At 64.2% G+C, this 15,558-nt stretch carries 15 protein-coding genes and 1 tRNA gene; 6 read left to right on the top strand and 10 right to left on the bottom strand.

Annotation, left to right across the window (positions count from 1 at the left end):
* Genes ACF3ND_RS04925 through hisD form a run of 4 tightly spaced genes read right to left on the bottom strand, consistent with a single transcriptional unit; the run spans position 1 to position 4,551 of the window.
* Complete coding sequence (locus tag ACF3ND_RS04925; RefSeq protein WP_394064812.1) at positions 1–1,014, bottom strand: alcohol dehydrogenase catalytic domain-containing protein; 1,014 nt, start codon at positions 1,012–1,014, stop codon at positions 1–3.
* Between the two features lie 9 nt (positions 1,015–1,023).
* Complete coding sequence (locus ACF3ND_RS04920; protein ID WP_394064810.1) at positions 1,024–2,397, bottom strand: MFS transporter; 1,374 nt, start codon at positions 2,395–2,397, stop codon at positions 1,024–1,026.
* Between the two features lie 54 nt (positions 2,398–2,451).
* On the bottom strand, positions 2,452–3,216 hold the full coding sequence (locus tag ACF3ND_RS04915; protein WP_394064808.1) for an SDR family NAD(P)-dependent oxidoreductase: 765 nt from the start codon (positions 3,214–3,216) through the stop codon (positions 2,452–2,454).
* Between the two features lie 21 nt (positions 3,217–3,237).
* Positions 3,238–4,551: a histidinol dehydrogenase gene (hisD, locus tag ACF3ND_RS04910; RefSeq protein ID WP_394064806.1), complete on the bottom strand. Its 1,314-nt coding sequence runs from the start codon at positions 4,549–4,551 to the stop codon at positions 3,238–3,240.
* 169 nt (positions 4,552–4,720) lie between these two features.
* Here hisD and ACF3ND_RS04905 point away from each other — a divergent pair, with 169 nt between their 5' ends.
* The 4 genes from ACF3ND_RS04905 (at position 4,721) to ACF3ND_RS04890 (ending at position 9,976) form a co-directional block, all read left to right on the top strand.
* Positions 4,721–5,728 carry a substrate-binding domain-containing protein gene (locus ACF3ND_RS04905; protein ID WP_394064804.1) on the top strand — a complete coding sequence of 336 codons (1,008 nt, stop codon included), beginning with the start codon at positions 4,721–4,723 and terminating at the stop codon, positions 5,726–5,728.
* 504 nt (positions 5,729–6,232) lie between these two features.
* Positions 6,233–7,282 (top strand): ABC transporter ATP-binding protein, encoded by a 1,050-nt coding sequence (locus ACF3ND_RS04900; protein ID WP_394064802.1) that lies wholly within the window; start codon positions 6,233–6,235, stop codon positions 7,280–7,282.
* A gap of 5 nt (positions 7,283–7,287) precedes the next feature.
* On the top strand, positions 7,288–8,955 hold the full coding sequence (locus tag ACF3ND_RS04895; protein WP_394064800.1) for an ABC transporter permease: 1,668 nt from the start codon (positions 7,288–7,290) through the stop codon (positions 8,953–8,955).
* Between the two features lie 16 nt (positions 8,956–8,971).
* Positions 8,972–9,976 (top strand): extracellular solute-binding protein, encoded by a 1,005-nt coding sequence (locus tag ACF3ND_RS04890; protein ID WP_394064798.1) that lies wholly within the window; start codon positions 8,972–8,974, stop codon positions 9,974–9,976.
* Between the two features lie 165 nt (positions 9,977–10,141).
* Here the strand turns inward: ACF3ND_RS04890 and ACF3ND_RS04885 are convergent, their stop codons facing one another.
* Positions 10,142–10,732, bottom strand: coding sequence for a phenylacetic acid degradation protein PaaY (locus ACF3ND_RS04885; protein WP_394064796.1), 591 nt, complete (start codon positions 10,730–10,732; stop codon positions 10,142–10,144).
* Between the two features lie 116 nt (positions 10,733–10,848).
* Between ACF3ND_RS04885 and ACF3ND_RS04880 the strand changes: the two genes are divergently transcribed.
* Complete coding sequence (locus tag ACF3ND_RS04880; RefSeq protein ID WP_394064794.1) at positions 10,849–11,100, top strand: hypothetical protein; 252 nt, start codon at positions 10,849–10,851, stop codon at positions 11,098–11,100.
* 48 nt (positions 11,101–11,148) lie between these two features.
* Here the strand turns inward: ACF3ND_RS04880 and ACF3ND_RS04875 are convergent, their stop codons facing one another.
* Positions 11,149–11,508 carry a DUF4870 family protein gene (locus ACF3ND_RS04875; protein ID WP_394064792.1) on the bottom strand — a complete coding sequence of 120 codons (360 nt, stop codon included), beginning with the start codon at positions 11,506–11,508 and terminating at the stop codon, positions 11,149–11,151.
* A gap of 233 nt (positions 11,509–11,741) precedes the next feature.
* Between ACF3ND_RS04875 and ACF3ND_RS04870 the strand changes: the two genes are divergently transcribed.
* A complete protein-coding gene (locus ACF3ND_RS04870) occupies positions 11,742–13,388 on the top strand; it encodes a methyl-accepting chemotaxis protein (RefSeq protein ID WP_394064790.1) in 1,647 nt (548 codons plus the stop codon).
* 72 nt (positions 13,389–13,460) lie between these two features.
* On the opposite strand, the gene ACF3ND_RS04865 is transcribed toward ACF3ND_RS04870, so the two are convergent.
* The 4 genes from ACF3ND_RS04865 to ACF3ND_RS04850 form a co-directional block, all read right to left on the bottom strand.
* Entirely contained in the window at positions 13,461–14,378 is a 918-nt protein-coding gene (locus ACF3ND_RS04865) for an SPFH domain-containing protein (protein WP_394064788.1), read from the bottom strand.
* Entirely contained in the window at positions 14,365–14,508 is a 144-nt protein-coding gene (locus ACF3ND_RS04860) for a hypothetical protein (RefSeq protein ID WP_394064786.1), read from the bottom strand. Before ACF3ND_RS04860 ends, ACF3ND_RS04865 begins: the two co-directional genes overlap by 14 nt.
* Positions 14,509–14,683: 175 nt before the next feature.
* A complete protein-coding gene (locus tag ACF3ND_RS04855) occupies positions 14,684–15,190 on the bottom strand; it encodes a hypothetical protein (RefSeq protein ID WP_394064784.1) in 507 nt (168 codons plus the stop codon).
* Positions 15,191–15,440: 250 nt separating this feature from the next.
* Positions 15,441–15,533, bottom strand: a tRNA-Ser gene (locus ACF3ND_RS04850).
* Positions 15,534–15,558: the final 25 nt, after the last annotated feature.

Here is a 15,558-nt window from a genome sequence, read left to right as displayed (position 1 = left end):
TCAGTCCTCCAGTTCCGGAACCAGCACCAGCTTTCCGGCGGCGATTGCTCCCGAATCCAAGGCCGCGAACGCCGCCGGGCCATCGACCAGGCTGCGTTGCTCGACCCAGCCCAGGTCGCCAAATGCGCCCTCGTGCAGGGCGGCCACCGTGGCCTGCATGTCGGCCATGGTGTAGATGTACGACCCCAGCAGCGTGATCTCGGCCAGGGTCAGCTTGCGCATGTCGATCTCGCTGGCCCAGTCCTGCAGGCCGATATGGACGACCGTTCCGCCCGGCCGCACGCCATCGAGCGCCAGGGCGCGGGTAGGCGCTGCGCCCACGGCGTCGACCACCAGCTCGAACCGGGCGCTGCGGGCGGGATCGCTGATGGGATCATACACCTCGCAGGCCGCATGCCGGGCAGCGGACTGGCGGCGCAGCGGGTTGGTCTCGGCCAGCACGACCCGCCTGCAGCCGTACGAGCGCAGCAGCAGGGCCGTCAGCAAGCCGATGGCGCCCGCCCCGATCACCAGGGCGCCGACTTCGGGCAAAGGCCGGCTCAAACTCCTCATGGCCAGATTGACGGCATGCAGCGCGGTAGCGGCCGGTTCGGCCAGGGCCGCCGCCAGATCGCTCATGCCTTCGGGCAGCCCGATGAGGCAGGACGCCGGAATGGCCATGAACTGGGCAAAGGCGCCGGGCCGGGACATGCCCACCATGCCGCGGTCCTGGCACAGATTGTCCCGTCCGGCCACGCAGTAGGAGCACGCGCCGCAGGCAATGGACGGATTGGCCGTCACGCGCTGGCCGGGCCTGAACAAGGGCGAGGCGCTTTCCTGCACCACGCCCGCCAGTTCATGCCCCAGCACCAGGCCGGGCTGGCGGCGGGGATCCTTGCCATGGTAGGCGTGCATGTCCGAGCCGCAGATCCCGGCGGCCGTGATGCGCAGGATCACTTCCCCATCCCGCAGATCGGGGTAGGCAATGTCCTGCAGGCTGATGTGATTGGCTCGTGTATAGACCAGTGCTTTCATCTCGGCTCCTCAATGGCGTGAAGGGGAATAGGCGGTACGCAGCGCCTGTCCGGGCAAGGCCGCGGCTGCAGTGTCTTCCTCGGGTGCAGGCTGCCGGGATATCCAGATCGTGCAGGCCGTGCTGACAAGGCCGACCGCCAGCACATAGCTGCACAGGAACCAGGGTTCGCCTGCGTTCCAGTCGGTCAGCAAGGTCGCGATGATGGGCGTGAGACCGCCCGCCAGCACGCCCGCCACCTGGTACACGAAGGAAATGCCGGTATAGCGCACCGAGGCGTCGAAGCAGGAAGCGAAGAACGAGGACATGGTGCCGAACACGGCGGCATGGAAGATGCCGAAGGGGATGATGATCGCCGCCCATACCAGGTAGACGTTCCCGCCGCTGTTGTGCATCACGTAGAACGACGGAAAAATGGACAGGGCGGCCAGCAAGGCTCCTGTTCCATAGACGCGGGCCTTGCCGACGCGGTCGGCCACCGCGCCCCAGAAGGGGATGAAGGCCGTCATCAGCAAGGCGCCGAACATGATGCCCATCAGTACCGGAGTGCGCTCGAAATGCAGCTGGCGGGTCAGGTAATTCAAGGAGAACACGCCCAGCACATTGAAGAACACGCCGTCGATCATGCGCGCGCCCATGCAGGCCAGCACCATGCGCGGATAGCGCCGCAAGGTGCTCATGATGGGAATGTCGCGCCTGGGAGCGGCGGCCGCCGTGCGCTGCGCGCTCTTGAAATCCTCCGTCTCGCTCACATGGCTGCGGATGTAGCCACCCACCAGCACCATGACGCCGCTGAGCAGGAAGGCGATGCGCCAGCCCCATGCCATGAACTGCTCCTCGCTCAAGGCCCAGGACAACAGCCCCACCACGCCGGAAGCGCCCACCAGACCCAGCGACATTCCCGTCTGGGGCAGGCTGCCGAAAAATCCCCGTCTGTGCGGCGGCGCCGATTCATAGGTCATCAATACCGCGCCGCCCCACTCGCCGCCCAGACCGATGCCCTGGACGATGCGGCACAACAAGAGCAGGACGGGCGCGGCGAGGCCGATCTGCGCATAGGTCGGGATCAGGCCTATGGCCACCGTGGCCCCGCCCATCAGCAACAAGGTCAGCATCAGCATCTTCTTGCGTCCCAGGGTGTCGCCGAAGTGTCCGAAGACAATGCCGCCTATGGGCCTGGCGACAAAGCCCAGGGCAAACGTGCCGTAGGCCAGCAAGGTGGCCACGAAAGCGTCGTCGCCCGGAAAATACAGCTTGTCCAGCACCAGGCCGGCCACCACGCCGTACAGGAAAAAGTCATACCACTCGATGACCGATCCCAGCACGCTTGAAATAGAAGCCCGCCGCAGGTTGCCCCGCTTGGCTCCGTCGGTATCCTGTTTCATGTCTAGTCTCCTCCAGTTTTCTGGATGGTTCTGTGAATTCGATGCGGCATCACGCTACTTGGCCGTGTAGCCTCCATCGACCATCAGCACTTGTCCGGTCACGTAGGCCGAAGCCTGGCTGGCCAGGAATACGGCCGGACCATGCAGGTCGCTCAGCTCGCCATTGCGGCCGATGCAGGTATTGCGCGCATGCCGGTCGGCCAGTTCCTGGTTCTGGAAGACGGCGGCCGTCAGCGGAGTGGGAAAAAAGCCCGGCCCCAGGGCATTGCAAGTGATTCCGCTGCCCGACCAGCGCTGAGCGATGGCCCGGGTCAGCTGTGCAATGCCGCCTTTGCCGGCGCCGTAGGGAGCGCTGTCGGCGAAGGCCCGATAAGTCTGCAGCGAAGCCAGATTGATGATGCGGCCCCAGGCGCGCGCCTGCATGAAAGGCGCCAGGGCCTGTGTCAGGAAGAACGGCGCCTTCAGATGCAGGTCCAGCTGCCGGTCCCAGCTCTCGGGCGTGACGTCCTCGAAAGCCTCGCGCAGATTCACCCCCGCCGCGTTCACCAGGATGTCGATGCCAGTCCCTCCTGACTCGAGTTCATGGGCCTGCCGCCTCAGAGCCGCGACATCGCACAGGTCGCAGACCGCATAGGAGGCGGCCACCCCCTGCCCGCGCAGCTGCTCGGCGGCGTTTTTCAGCTCCGGCTCGCGCCGCGCCATCAGCACCACGGCGGCGCCCGCCTCTCCCAGGGCCCGGGCAATGCCCAGCCCTATGCCCGAGTTCCCTCCGGTCACCAGCGCGGTACGTCCGCTCAGGTCAAACAAGGTCATCTTCATGTCTGCCTCCCGGATCCCGGCCTAGACCGTCACCGCCTGGCCCAGCTCGAACTGCTCATGAGCGAAATACTTGGCCAGCCTGTCGTCGGCGGTGCGCGCATGCGCTTCCATGCCCTCCAGCCGCGAAATGCGCGCCGTCACCTGCGCCACCTGGCGCACGGCTTCCCTGTCCATGCGCTGCCAGGTCAGCGTCTTCATGAACTTGTGCACGGACAGCCCTCCCGAATAGCGCGCCGCGCCCTTGGTGGGCAGGACGTGGTTGGGACCGCTGCACTTGTCGCCGAAAGCCACGGTGGCCTCCTCTCCCAGGAACAGCGAACCATAGCAGCTCAGGTTCTCCAGCCACCAGTCCAGATCCCGGGCCTGCACTTCCAGGTGTTCCGAGGCATAGCGGTCCGATACCTGCGCCACCTCCTCGCGGGTGTCGCAGACGATGACTTCGCCATAGTCCCTCCAGGCCGCGCCTGCCGCGTCCCGCGCGATGGGCGGCAGGTCCTCGATCAGGCGGGGCACCAGGGCCATGACTTCGCGCGCCAGCGATTCGGAAGTGGTGAACAGCCAGGCCGGAGATTCATGCCCATGCTCGGCCTGACCCACCAGGTCGCTGGCGACGATGGCCGGATCGGCGCTGTCGTCGGCAATCACCGCCACCTCGGAGGGGCCCGCGAACACATCGATTCCCACGCGGCCGAACAAGGAGCGCTTGGCTTCGGCCACGAACTTGTTGCCCGGCCCCACCACCACATCCGCGGCCTTGCCGGTGAACAGGCCGTACGCCATGGAAGCGATGGCCTGCACGCCGCCCAGCGTCATGATGGTGTCGGCGCCGGCGGACTTGAAGGCATACAGCACGTAGGGATGCATGGCCCCGCCCCGGAACGGGCTGGAGCAGGCGACGATGTGCCCTACTCCCGCCGCCTTGGCCGTGGCCACGCCCATGTAGGCGGATGCGATGTGCGCGTAGCGTCCCGCGGGGGCGTAGCAGCCCACGGCGTCGACGGGAATGACGCGCTGGCCGGCGCGCACGCCCGAGGGCAGCGTCACCGAGAACTCCCGCAGGGAATCGCGCTGCGCCAGGGCGAAGTCGTGGACCTGCCGCGCCGCGAAATCGATGTCGCGGCGGATGTCGGCGGGCACGTCGCGGATGGCCGCTTCGATCTGCGCCTCGCTCATCACGATGTCGCCCGTCCACTTGTCCAGCACGCGAGCGTAGTCGCGCACCGCCGCCTCGCCATGAAGCTCGATGTTCTCCAGCATTTCCTGCACCACGGCGCGCGCCGTCCCCGTTTCCGTCTCGGGGGTCTTGCTGGCTTGCTTCAGATAGTTAATAGCCATGTTTCGTCTCCAATGTATGCGCTTACATTTCAAAGCCAAAAAAACGATCCGCGCATTGAATCGCTTTTCGGGAAGAAAGCATTGGGTTGCGCCGGGCTAGGGACATGCCCCGAATGGCCCCGCGCCTGCGGCTTGCTATGATGGACCGGTTCCACTTTCGCGGATACCCATGAAATCCAGAACTCGCATCATCGATGTGGCTTTGCGCGCCGGCGTATCGGTCGCCACAGTGTCGCGCGCCTTCGCCAGGCCCGACATGGTCCGGCCCGAAACCCGCGAACGCATCCAGCGCGCCGCCCAGGAACTGGACTATGTGATGGACGGGGCGGCCCGCGCCCTGGCTCTGGGACGGGCGCGCACGGTGGGCGCCGTGGTGCCCACCCTGGACAACGCCGTCTTCGCCCAGGCCGTGCACGGCCTGCAGACCGTGCTGAACCGCTCGGGCTACCAGCTGCTGATCGCCGCGCACGACTATGACCTGGACCAGGAAAGCCGGCAGATCCGGGCCCTGGTGGAAAGCGCGGCCGAAGCGCTGGTCGTGGTGGGCGCCGAGCATGCGGAATCGGCCTGGCAGTTCATCCGGCAAAGCCGCATCCCGCTGCTGATCGCCTGGTCGTCCCACGATCGCCTGCCGTACATAGGTTTTGACAACGAACGCATAGGCCGCCTGGCCGCCGAGCACCTGCTGGAACTGGGCCATCGCCATTTCGGCATCATCACCGGACACAGGGCGAACAACGACCGGACGCGCGCGCGCTGCCGGGGTTTCCTGCATGCGCTGCGCCGGGCCGGCATCGCTGAATCGGCCTGTCCCATCAGCGAGCAGACGTTCAGTTTCGAAGGAGGCCGGCAAGGTCTTCATGCCCTGCTGCAGTACGGCGGCCCCGCCGTGACCGGCGTCTTCTGCGGCAACGATGTATTGGCCATGGGCTGTCTGTTCGAGGCCCAGGACCTGGGCTTGGAGGTGCCGGGCCAGCTGTCCATCGTCGGCTGCGACGGCCTGCCCATCGTCTCCCAGATGCGCCCCTCCATCACCACGATAGACCTGCCCACGCTGGCCTTGGGCCAGGCCTGCGCCAAGGCCTTGCTGGACTGGCTGGAGCACGACCGCGCCCCTGCCTCGGTGACGTTCGACATCCGGCTTCGCCAAGGGCAGACCAGCGCTCTGGCGCCTTGAGGCTGCTTCGCAGGGGGCCGGCATACAGTACGACAAAAACACATTCATGGCGCGTACCAGCAGAAGGAGTTCATGGTTCGCAATGGGCCGCCATGCTCCCGCCTGGATTCCGATGCGGCAGCACGACAACAAGTCAACTAAATGATATATATCACTTAGCTGTTTTACAAGCTTCTTTTTTTGCGCTTTTCATGCCACGCAGGCCCGGGGGAGTACAGGAGCGAACAAGCGCCGCGGCTTGGCAAAAGAGCATGAATGGCCGCTTCGGGCGCGTTCGCCGCATAATTGAAGTTCAAAACGTCAGCCTGCTGCTAAAATGGGCAACCTTATATATAACTTGTCATCAATTTGTAATAATGCCCCGAGCACACGCCGGGGCGTCGACTTCGCCGTCTCCCGGCTCGCGCCGCTTCCCGCCGGAAAGCGGCTTTTTTCAGCCGGCGGCTCCCGCGAACCCGGAGCGCGGCACATGTCCACTCATCAGTCCCCGACTGGTCTATTCCCATGGCAGAAATCAATATCGACCGCGTGGTCAAGCGCTACGGCAGCAACACCATCATCAATCAGCTCAGCCTGCAGATCGGGCACGGCGAATTCTTCACCTTGCTGGGTCCCAGCGGCTGCGGCAAGACCACCCTGCTGCGCATGATCGCCGGCTTCATCACGCCAGATGAAGGCCGCCTGTTCCTGGACAAGGAAGACATCACCCATCTGCCCGCCCACAAGCGCGAGACCGGCATGGTGTTCCAGGACTACGCCCTGTTTCCCGACAAGACGGTGTTCGACAACGTGGCCTACGGCCTGCGGGTACGCAAGAAAAGCAGCAGCGAGATCCAGACCAAGGTCAAGCACATCCTGGAACGCGTGGAGCTGGGCAATCTGGGCAAGCGCTATCCGGGCGAGCTGTCCGGCGGCCAGCGCCAGCGCGTGGCGCTGGCGCGCGCCCTGGTGATCGAGCCGCGCGTGCTGCTGATGGACGAGCCCCTGTCCAACCTGGACGCCAAGCTGCGCATCCAGATGCGCCAGGTGATCCGCGAGCTGCAACAGGAGGCCAATATCACGGCCATCTTCGTGACGCACGACCAGGAAGAGGCCCTGTCCATGTCGGACCGCATCGCGCTGCTGCGCCAGGGCCGCATCGATCAGCTGGACACGCCCGAAGGCCTGTACTCCAGCCCGCGCACGGCCTATGCCGCGGACTTCATCGGCGCCGCCAACCTGATCGACATCCTGGGCGTGCACACCGAATCGGGCCGGACCACGGTGAGCATCGCCGGCGGCCACCTGGTGCTGAACACCACCCCGACCAGCGCCAAAGTGCTGTTGGCGGCGCGTCCCGAGAACATCCGCCTGAGCACGCAGCCCCAGCAGGGCGGCGTCCCCGCCCAGGTCGTGGGCCGCCAGTACCTGGGCATGAAGACCGCCTACAGCCTTCGCCTGAACGACGGCAAGCACATCAATGCCGACGTGCCCGCCGCCCAGGACCCGCGCCTTCAGCCGGGCACCACGGTCAGCCTGAGCTTCAGCCCCGACTGCCGCCTGGTCGAGGCCTGAACGCCATGAGCATCGCTGCAAAACCTTTCGGCTCCCGTTCGCCCTGGTTCCTGCCCGCGCTGGTCTGCGTGGCCGTGCTGCTGTTCTGGGTCGTGTGGCCGCTGGCCTCCCTGTTCTACCAGAGCGTGACCGACCCTGTCACCGGCCTGCCCAGCCTGCACGGCTTCCGTACCTTCTTCGAGGAGCCGCGCTATGTCGAGGCCTTCTTCAACACCGTCAAGCTGGGCGCCATCTCCACCGTGGGCACCCTGCTGCTGGGCGCGCCCCTGGCCTATGTGGTGGCGCGCTATGATTTCCCCGGCAAGGGCATCGTCGCCATCCTGCCGCTGACCACCATCGTGCTGCCCGACATCGTCGTCTCCCAGGCCTGGCTGATGCTGCTGGGCAACAACGGCGTGGTGCGCCTGGCGCTGGAGAGCATAGGCGTGGACCTGCCCAGCTTCTACGGCTGGTTCGGCATGTCCTACGTGCTGATCCTGAATGATTACACCTATGTGTACATCGGCATGCTGGCCGCCCTGAAGGCCGTGGACGGCACCATAGAAGAAGCCGCGGTGAACCTGGGCGCCAGCAGCCTCAAGCGCGCGCTCAGCGTGACCTTTCCGGTCCTGATGCCCGCCCTGCTGGTCAACGCCATGATCGTCTTCACCCTGGCGGTGGACAATTTCTCCATCCCCATGATCCTGGGCGGACAGGTGGACGTGCTTTCCTCCCTGACCTACACCACCTTCCTGTCCGAGATGAGCGGCAATCCCACCATGCAGGGCGTGCTGGCGGTGGTCTCGGTGGTGCTGGTGGGCGCGGTGCTGTTCATCCAGAAGCGCGTGGTCGAACGCAAGACCTACCACATGCAGCAAGGCCGCGCCCCGCGTCCGGTGCGTGCGCAAGGCCTGTCCGCGGTGCTGCTGACCGTGGGCGCCGTGCTGTTCGTGACTTTCTCGCTGATCCCCGCCTTCATCGTGATCCTGGGCGCCTTCACCAAGGCCAGCGGTCCGGTGATGCAGTACGGCACCTTCACGCTGGACAATATGGAGCGGGCCCTGCGCTACGCGCCCGAGCCCATCCTGAACTCGCTGATGCTGGCCAGCACCGCCACCGTGGCCGGCACCTGCTTTGCCACCGTGGCCAGCTACCTGATCGTCAAGAAGCGCCTGTTCATGGTGACGGCGCTGGACTACATGGTGATGCTGCCCCTGGCCATTTCCGGCACGGTGCTGGGCATCGCCCTGATCCAGACCTACAACAGCGGCATGCTGGTGCTGACCGGCACCTGGGTCATCATGGCCGGCGCCTATTTCGTGCGCAAGGTGCCCTTCTCCATCCGTTCGGCCTCGGCCTCGCTCTACAGCATCCCCGACTCCATCGAGGAGGCTTCGATCAATCTGGGCGTGTCGCCCTTTCGCAGCTTCTTCAAGGTGGTGCTGCCCCTGATGAAGCCCGCCATCCTGGGCGCGGCCATCCTGATGTGGGTGACCTCCCTGGCCGAGATCTCCGCCACCATCGTGCTGTACTACGGCGGCATGGAGACCATGCCCATCCAGATGTTCCGCCAGATCGACGCCGGGTTCCTGGCCCGCGCCTCGGCCTACGGCGTCATCCTGATGGTCGTGATCCTGGTGCCTATCTACCTGGCAGTCCGTTTCCTCAAGCTGGATCTGTTTTCCAGCCGCTAACTTTCAAAGGCTCACTATGCTGACTCAACGTTTCCTGAAAACCGGTCTGGCCCTGTCGCTGAGCGCCGGCGCCCTGGCCCTGTCGGGCGCCGCCCAGGCCGCCAATGTGGTGATGTACACCCCCAACAACGTGCAGACCATCGACACCGCCCTGGAGATCGCCCGCAAGACGGCTTCCGATCTGTCCATCCAGCAGGTGACCTCCGGCGCCGGCGCCCTGATGAAACGCATCGAGGCCGAAGCGCAGAATCCGCTGGGCGACGTGGTCTGGGGCGCGGCCTACGGTACCATGGCCGCCTTCCAGCAGAACTTCGAACCCTACGAATCGCCCGAAGCCAAGCAGATCCCCGAACAGTTCCACGGCAAGGACAATCTGTGGACGAGCTCCAATGCGCACGTCATGGTGATCATGGTCAACGAGCGCCAGCTGAAAGGCCAGGCCGCTCCCAAGACCTGGAAGGACCTGTTCGACGAACAATGGAAAGGCAAGATCATGATCGGCGATCCCGCCTCCTCGGGCAGCGCCTATGACCAGGTCTACGGCATCTACCAGCTCTACGGCGACGAAGGCCTGCAGAAACTGGCCGCCAACGTGATCGTCTCCAAGAGCTCGGGCCAGGTCTACAAGAGCGTGGCCAACGGCGAGTACCCGCTGGGCGTGACCATGGAATACGCCGCCTACTCCTACGTGGCCGGCGGCCAGAAAGGCATCGAACTGGTCTATCCCGAAGACGGCACCTTCATCGCCCCCGAGGCCGTGGCCGTGATCCGCAATCCCAAGAACGGCCAGGAAGCCGCCCGCAAGCTGGTGGACGTGCTGCTGTCCAAGGAAGTCCAGGAAGCCGAGCTGGTGGAGAATTTCCGCCGCCCCACCCGCAGCGACATCAATGTGGCCGAGCTGACCAAGCTGCCCAACCTGGACCAGATCAAGGTGGCCGCGGTCGATCCGCTGAAGGCCGCCGCCGAGTACGACACCGTCATCGAGGCCTGGAAGAAAGCCCTGGCCGCCGCCGGCAAGTAAACCGGCCCTGCCGCACCCGGAAAGCCCTGCCCCGTGACGCGGCGGGGCTTTTTTTGCCTTGGGCCGCCCAAGCGCCGGAGCGCCCAAGGCAAAAAACACCCCCTTGGAACGCAGCAAGCAGGCGATCAGCCTGTGCAGCGTGGGGGCATTTTTATTGCTGCGCTGTCAGTCCTGCGGATAGATCTGATCGTCGCGCAGACGCGGACGGTCCGGCTCCACCTCGGTCAGGGGCTGGACACGCTGCATGCTCGCCAGGGAACGCTGCGCCAGGCGCTGGTACATGCGCGTGCCGAAATGCTTGCCGGCTATGGCGGCCGGGTCCAGTTCCTTGACCACGCGGGCGGGCGAACCGGCCACCAGGCTGCGCGGCGGCACGGCCATTCCTTTCTTGACGAAGGCCATCGCGCCGATGATGCTGTCCGCGCCGATGTCCGCGCCGTCCATGACCACCGCATTCATGCCCACCAGCACGTTGCGCCCGATCACGCAGCCATGCAGCACGGCGCCGTGGCCCACATGGCCGTCTTCGTGCACCACCGTGTCCTGCTCGGGCGTGCCGTGGATGACGCAGGTGTCCTGGATGTTGGAACCCGCCTTCATGATGATGCGACCGAAATCGCCCCGCAGGCTGGCCAGCGGTCCGACATACACGCCTTCGCCGATGATCACGTCACCGATCAGCACCGCCGTGGGATGCACGTACGCCGTGGGATGGACGACCGGCACCAGGCCGTCGATGGAATAAATGTTCTGCATGCCTGTCTCGCTGTTTTTCTGGAGCCGGCCGGGCGACAGGCCCGGCGGAAATTGGGATCATAGTCCCTCCGGGCCGATATAATGCGCCATCCTCCTCCACTTTCCATTGTGTGAACATGTTGTACTACTGGATCGCCTTTGCGGTGGGCATGCTGTTCTATGCCGCCTACCTGTCCCAGCCCCTGCTGGTTTCCCTGGGCATGGCCTACATGAAAGACAGCCAGAAGTCGCCGTCGCTGCCATGGCTGTTCACCCGCCTGCTCGCGGCCATTGCGCGCCTGCTGCCCGCGCTGCTGATGAAACCCGTGCCGCTCCTGCTGTGGATGGGCGGTCTGGGACTGACCGTCTACCAGGCCTTTTCCCTGTGAAAAACAAAGCCCGCTTGAAGCGGGCTTTGTTTTTGATGCGGATCGACATCAGGCAATGGGCTTGCCATCATTCAGGGCCAGCAGGCCCTTGACCAGGCGATAGACGATCCAGATGCCGACGATCCAGATCGTGACGAAGCCGATGGCCACCAACATCAGCAGGAATGAGACGCACACGCCGACCAAGCCTATCCAGAAGGTGTTGATCTGCCAGGTGAAGTGGGACTCCAGATACGTGCCGCGCACCTCGTCGCGCTTGAGGTAATTCATGATGATGGCCACCACGGAGGTGATGCCTCCGAAGATGGACAGTATGTACAGCGCATAGATGATCAGCGTCAGGTTGCGCAGGCTGACCAGTTGTTCCGTGCCGTCCCGTTGCGGCTGTGGACTGAGATCGCTACTCATGAGGCATGGACTCCCTTGAAGCACATCGAAGAACGCTGCCGGGCCCCTGCCCGGCTTCCTGAAGTGTACCGCAGCCGCTCAAGGGTGTGACGCCTGGAACGCCCCAGGCCCAATTGCAGCAAATACCTACCTGAAGCTTGCCAATTCAACTATTAGCCGGGTCATCCACACCACTACAATTTCCATCAGGGAAAACCCTGAAAAACTTTTGCCTCGAGCACACAGGAAAAAACATGACCTGGCTTACCGGCCTTACCGTCAGAACCAAACTAGTCGGTTCTTTTTTGATCGTCGCCGCCATCGCCGCCATTATCGGCGCCGTGGGGTTCCGGGCGACGGCCCATGTCAACACCATGGCCGCCACCATGCACGATGTCGAGCTTGCGGGACTGGACCACGCCGCGACGACCTCGACCACGCTGGTGGCTGCCGGGCGCTCCATACGCTCGGCCCTGCTGGTGCGCACCGTGCAGGAACGGAACAAGGAGCTTGAAAAACTCGATGAACGCATCGCCAAGGTCAAGGCCGAGCTGGACGTGCTGGACGATCTGTTCGTCACCGCCGCCGGCCGGGAAATGATAAGCCGGGCTCGCTCGGCCACGCATGCCTATGAAGCGGGGCTGGCCAAGGTCGTGGCGGCCCTGAAGACGGAGCAGCCCGGCGAGCCTGGGCAGTCCACTCTGGTCGCGCTGGAGCAGACCCGGCTGCTGGGCGATGCCGCCGAGAATCTGGTGCGCGAAATGGTATTCATGAAACGCCAGAACGCACAGCGGTTCGCCAACGAGATCGCCAATGTCTACACCGACACCGTCACCACCCTGAGCGTCATGACCATTGCGGGCGTGCTGATGGCCCTGGTGCTGGGCTGGCTGCTGACGCGCAGCCTGACGCGTCAATTGGGAGGCGAGCCCGCCCAGGTCGCCGCGATCGCCAACGCGATCGCCCAGGGCGATCTGACCGGCCGCATCGACGCCGGGGCCGCGGCGCCGGGCAGCGTGATGCTGGCCATGCACACCATGCAGCAATCCTTGCGCAAACTGGTGGCTTCCGTGCTCGCCAGCAGCGACAGCATCGCCAGCGGCGCCACCCAGATTGCCGCCGGCAACACCGACCTGTCGCGGCGCACCGAGGAACAGGCGGCAAATCTGACGGAAACGGCCGCCGCCATGGAGGAGCTGGCCAGCACGGTGCAAAGCAATGCCGACGCGGCCCAGCAGGCGGCGCAACGCGCGGCGAGCGCCAGCGTCTCGGCTTCCCGGGGCGGTGAAGTGGTCAGCGACGTCGTCGCGACCATGGCCGGCATCAACGTTTCATCCAAGCGCATCGTCGACATCATAGGCGTGATCGACAGCATCGCCTTTCAAACGAATATCCTGGCTTTGAACGCGGCTGTCGAAGCCGCCCGGGCCGGAGAGCAAGGTCGCGGCTTTGCCGTGGTGGCCGGGGAAGTGCGCAGCCTGGCGCAGAAAAGCGCCTCGGCGGCCAAGGACATCAAGAGCTTGATCGACGACAGCGTGGTCAGAGTGGAAACGGGCAGTAGGCTGGTCGACTCCGCCGGGGAAGTCATGCAGGGCATCGTCAAAGAGGTGCAGCACGTCACTGAACTGATGAGCGAGATCAGCGCCGCGACCAAGGAGCAGACCACCGGCCTGGCTCAGATCAACGAGGCCGTGCTGCAACTGAGCGATGCGACGCAGCAGAACGCCGCCCTGGTGGAAGAGTCCGCGACCGCCTCACACAGCCTCAGCGAACAGGCCGGCATGCTGGTCGATACGGTCAGCAGCTTCAAGGTGGAGCCGCGCGAAAAAAAGTCCGGGGACTTCACCGCCGCGCAGCGGCCCCCGGCGATTTCCTACGCCGATCGCAGGCTTGAACGCTGAACTACGCAACTGCCCCACAGCCGTCCCAGCAGGACGGCTGTGGGGCAGGTTCAAGCAGAAAAACCGCAGCGCTCAACGCAGACCGATGAATGGCAGCGCCGAACCGGGAACCAGGCTTTCGGGCAGCTTGCCGTCCCACTTCTCCACGGCATTGAGATTGACCAGGTTGGTGTTCTGGGCCAGCGCCTGCGCCTTGGCGCGAATGGCTTCGGCCTCGGCTTCGCCGCGCAGCTTGATGCCTTCGGCCTCCGCCATGTAGCGCTCGCGCTGGGCGCGAGCCTCGGCTTCGGCCTGCACCACCTTGATCTCGGCCTGGATGGACGCCGTCTCCTTCTGCTGGCGCGTGGTCTCGATCTGCACCTGGGCCAGCATGCGGTTCTCGATGGACTGCTCGTAGGCTTGCGAGAACGACACCTCCTCGACCTGCACCCCCATCATCTGCAAGGGCGCATTTTCCAGGGACAGCCGCATGGCGTCGTTGATGTCGCCGCCCAGCTTCTCACGGTTCTGGATGGACTGCGCCGCCGTGTACTTGCCGAACACATTCTTGATCACGTCCAGCGCCTTGCGCTCCAGCAGGCGCGCCTCCAGTGCTTCCAGCGAGCCATATTCGGAATACAACTGGGCCACGTCGTCTTCCGGCACCCGGTAGGTCACGGAGGCGACCATGGACGCTGACTGCTGATCGAAACTGTAGGCTTCCAGTTGCATGCGCACCGTATGGTCGCGCACCGAGATCTTGCGCACGGTATCGAAGAACGGCACCTTGAAATCCAGGCCCGGGTTGGCCACCCGCACCAGCTTGCCGTTGCGCAGCACCACGCCGCGCTCGCCCTGGTCCACCTGCAGGAAGGAGCCCATCGAGGCGACCAGCAGAATCAGGAAGAGAACGACCACGGCCGCCAGAAACCAGAGCCCTTTGGAGCGCGAGGCGACCGCGCCCGCCGTGCCGTCGGCCTTGGCGGCAAAAGGGTTCTTATTGGTGCTCATCGCGGCCTCCGTCATGAGGCAATTGAGCGGGACCCCTGGCCTGGCGGCGTTCCACCAGGACCTGGCGCACGCCTTTCGCGATCAGGTAGGCCAGCACGGCGGCTCCCACCACAATCAAGATATAACGCATGACGCTTTCTCTTCCACATGTTTTGAAACAGTGGGCAATTATCCACGATCCAGCATTTGAGGTAAGAGAAAAAAGCGTCAAAACATGTCAACAGGCTCTTTTTGAACACATTTCCAGAAAGAGCCTTGAAGCCGGCAAATGCCCAACGCCCCGCCGAAAGCCCGGCCCGGCGGCCTTATTCGATGGAAGACAGCGCCGTATTGAGTTCCGCCAGATGCGGCTGCACCAGCGGCACGTCCGCGCGCGTGGACACCACCATCAGGATGTGGTTCTTGCTGTCCTGGAATGTGCGCATGACCTGCTCCAGCTCCGCCGTTGAATATTGGCGCGCATTGTCCAGCAGGCTCTGCTCGAGCTCGTCCAGGTGGTCGTAGAGCTTGTCCAGTTCCTCGCGCTCCTGGATGTACAGGCGCGTGAGCAGGATGCGGTCGCCTACCCGCGCCCATTGGTCCACGCTGGCGAAGCCGTGCTTCTGGGCCAGGCGGTTCAGTTGCAGGTAAAGCTCCGAGCCGCGGTCTATATGTCCCACGTACAGCGCCTCGGGCACGCCATCGGGCGCGCTGTCCCCCCAGAACTGTTCGCCGCGATCCACCGTCTGCAGCAGGGGCAGCATGTCATCCAGGCTCTGGACGTAGCGCGCCACCACCTTGCCATCCAGCTCGGCCTGGGGCGAAGCCGCCATCAGGGGAAGGCTGAAAAAGGCAAAACCGCAAATGCACAGTATTTTTCTGATCATCGCTCGCTCTGGAAGATAAGGCCGCATTCTTGAACGACAGGGAACATGATCATCCAATTGTAAACAGAGCCGCGCTTTTCATTGCTTGTCTCTGCTCCAATAAACAACACTGGTTAACGATGATTGCGCAAGGCGCGCAAAACAAAAAACCCGCTAAACGAGTTAGCGGGTTTTTGTGCGGCCTTAAAGACCAAGCTGGCGGAGACGGAGGGATTCGAACCCTCGATACGGGTATAAGCCGTATGCTCCCTTAGCAGGGGAGTACCTTCAACCTCTCGGCCACGTCTCCAGCTCTAGGAAAGACGATACTATAG

Origin of the sequence: Alcaligenes sp. WGS1538 (assembly GCF_043187505.1) — a bacterium.
GTDB lineage: Bacteria > Pseudomonadota > Gammaproteobacteria > Burkholderiales > Burkholderiaceae_B > Alcaligenes.
The sequence above is the reverse complement of the archived record's forward strand: the minus strand, read 5'-3'. Positions and strand labels throughout refer to the sequence as shown.

What these genes read in the sequence shown, in the direction of transcription:
- ACF3ND_RS04865 (WP_394064788.1), bottom strand. Translation starts at nt 14,378, where the DNA reads ATGAGCACCAATAAGAACCCTTTTGCCGCCAAGGCCGACGGCACGGCG.
- ACF3ND_RS04880 (WP_394064794.1), top strand. Translation starts at nt 10,849, where the DNA reads ATGTTGTACTACTGGATCGCCTTTGCGGTGGGCATGCTGTTCTATGCC.
- ACF3ND_RS04875 (WP_394064792.1), bottom strand. Translation starts at nt 11,508, where the DNA reads ATGAGTAGCGATCTCAGTCCACAGCCGCAACGGGACGGCACGGAACAA.
- ACF3ND_RS04900 (WP_394064802.1), top strand. Translation starts at nt 6,233, where the DNA reads ATGGCAGAAATCAATATCGACCGCGTGGTCAAGCGCTACGGCAGCAAC.
- ACF3ND_RS04895 (WP_394064800.1), top strand. Translation starts at nt 7,288, where the DNA reads ATGAGCATCGCTGCAAAACCTTTCGGCTCCCGTTCGCCCTGGTTCCTG.
- ACF3ND_RS04925 (WP_394064812.1), bottom strand. Translation starts at nt 1,014, where the DNA reads ATGAAAGCACTGGTCTATACACGAGCCAATCACATCAGCCTGCAGGAC.
- ACF3ND_RS04860 (WP_394064786.1), bottom strand. Translation starts at nt 14,508, where the DNA reads ATGCGTTATATCTTGATTGTGGTGGGAGCCGCCGTGCTGGCCTACCTG.
- ACF3ND_RS04870 (WP_394064790.1), top strand. Translation starts at nt 11,742, where the DNA reads ATGACCTGGCTTACCGGCCTTACCGTCAGAACCAAACTAGTCGGTTCT.
- hisD (WP_394064806.1), bottom strand. Translation starts at nt 4,551, where the DNA reads ATGGCTATTAACTATCTGAAGCAAGCCAGCAAGACCCCCGAGACGGAA.
- ACF3ND_RS04915 (WP_394064808.1), bottom strand. Translation starts at nt 3,216, where the DNA reads ATGAAGATGACCTTGTTTGACCTGAGCGGACGTACCGCGCTGGTGACC.
- ACF3ND_RS04885 (WP_394064796.1), bottom strand. Translation starts at nt 10,732, where the DNA reads ATGCAGAACATTTATTCCATCGACGGCCTGGTGCCGGTCGTCCATCCC.
- ACF3ND_RS04905 (WP_394064804.1), top strand. Translation starts at nt 4,721, where the DNA reads ATGAAATCCAGAACTCGCATCATCGATGTGGCTTTGCGCGCCGGCGTA.
- ACF3ND_RS04855 (WP_394064784.1), bottom strand. Translation starts at nt 15,190, where the DNA reads ATGGCGGCTTCGCCCCAGGCCGAGCTGGATGGCAAGGTGGTGGCGCGC.
- ACF3ND_RS04890 (WP_394064798.1), top strand. Translation starts at nt 8,972, where the DNA reads ATGCTGACTCAACGTTTCCTGAAAACCGGTCTGGCCCTGTCGCTGAGC.
- ACF3ND_RS04920 (WP_394064810.1), bottom strand. Translation starts at nt 2,397, where the DNA reads ATGAAACAGGATACCGACGGAGCCAAGCGGGGCAACCTGCGGCGGGCT.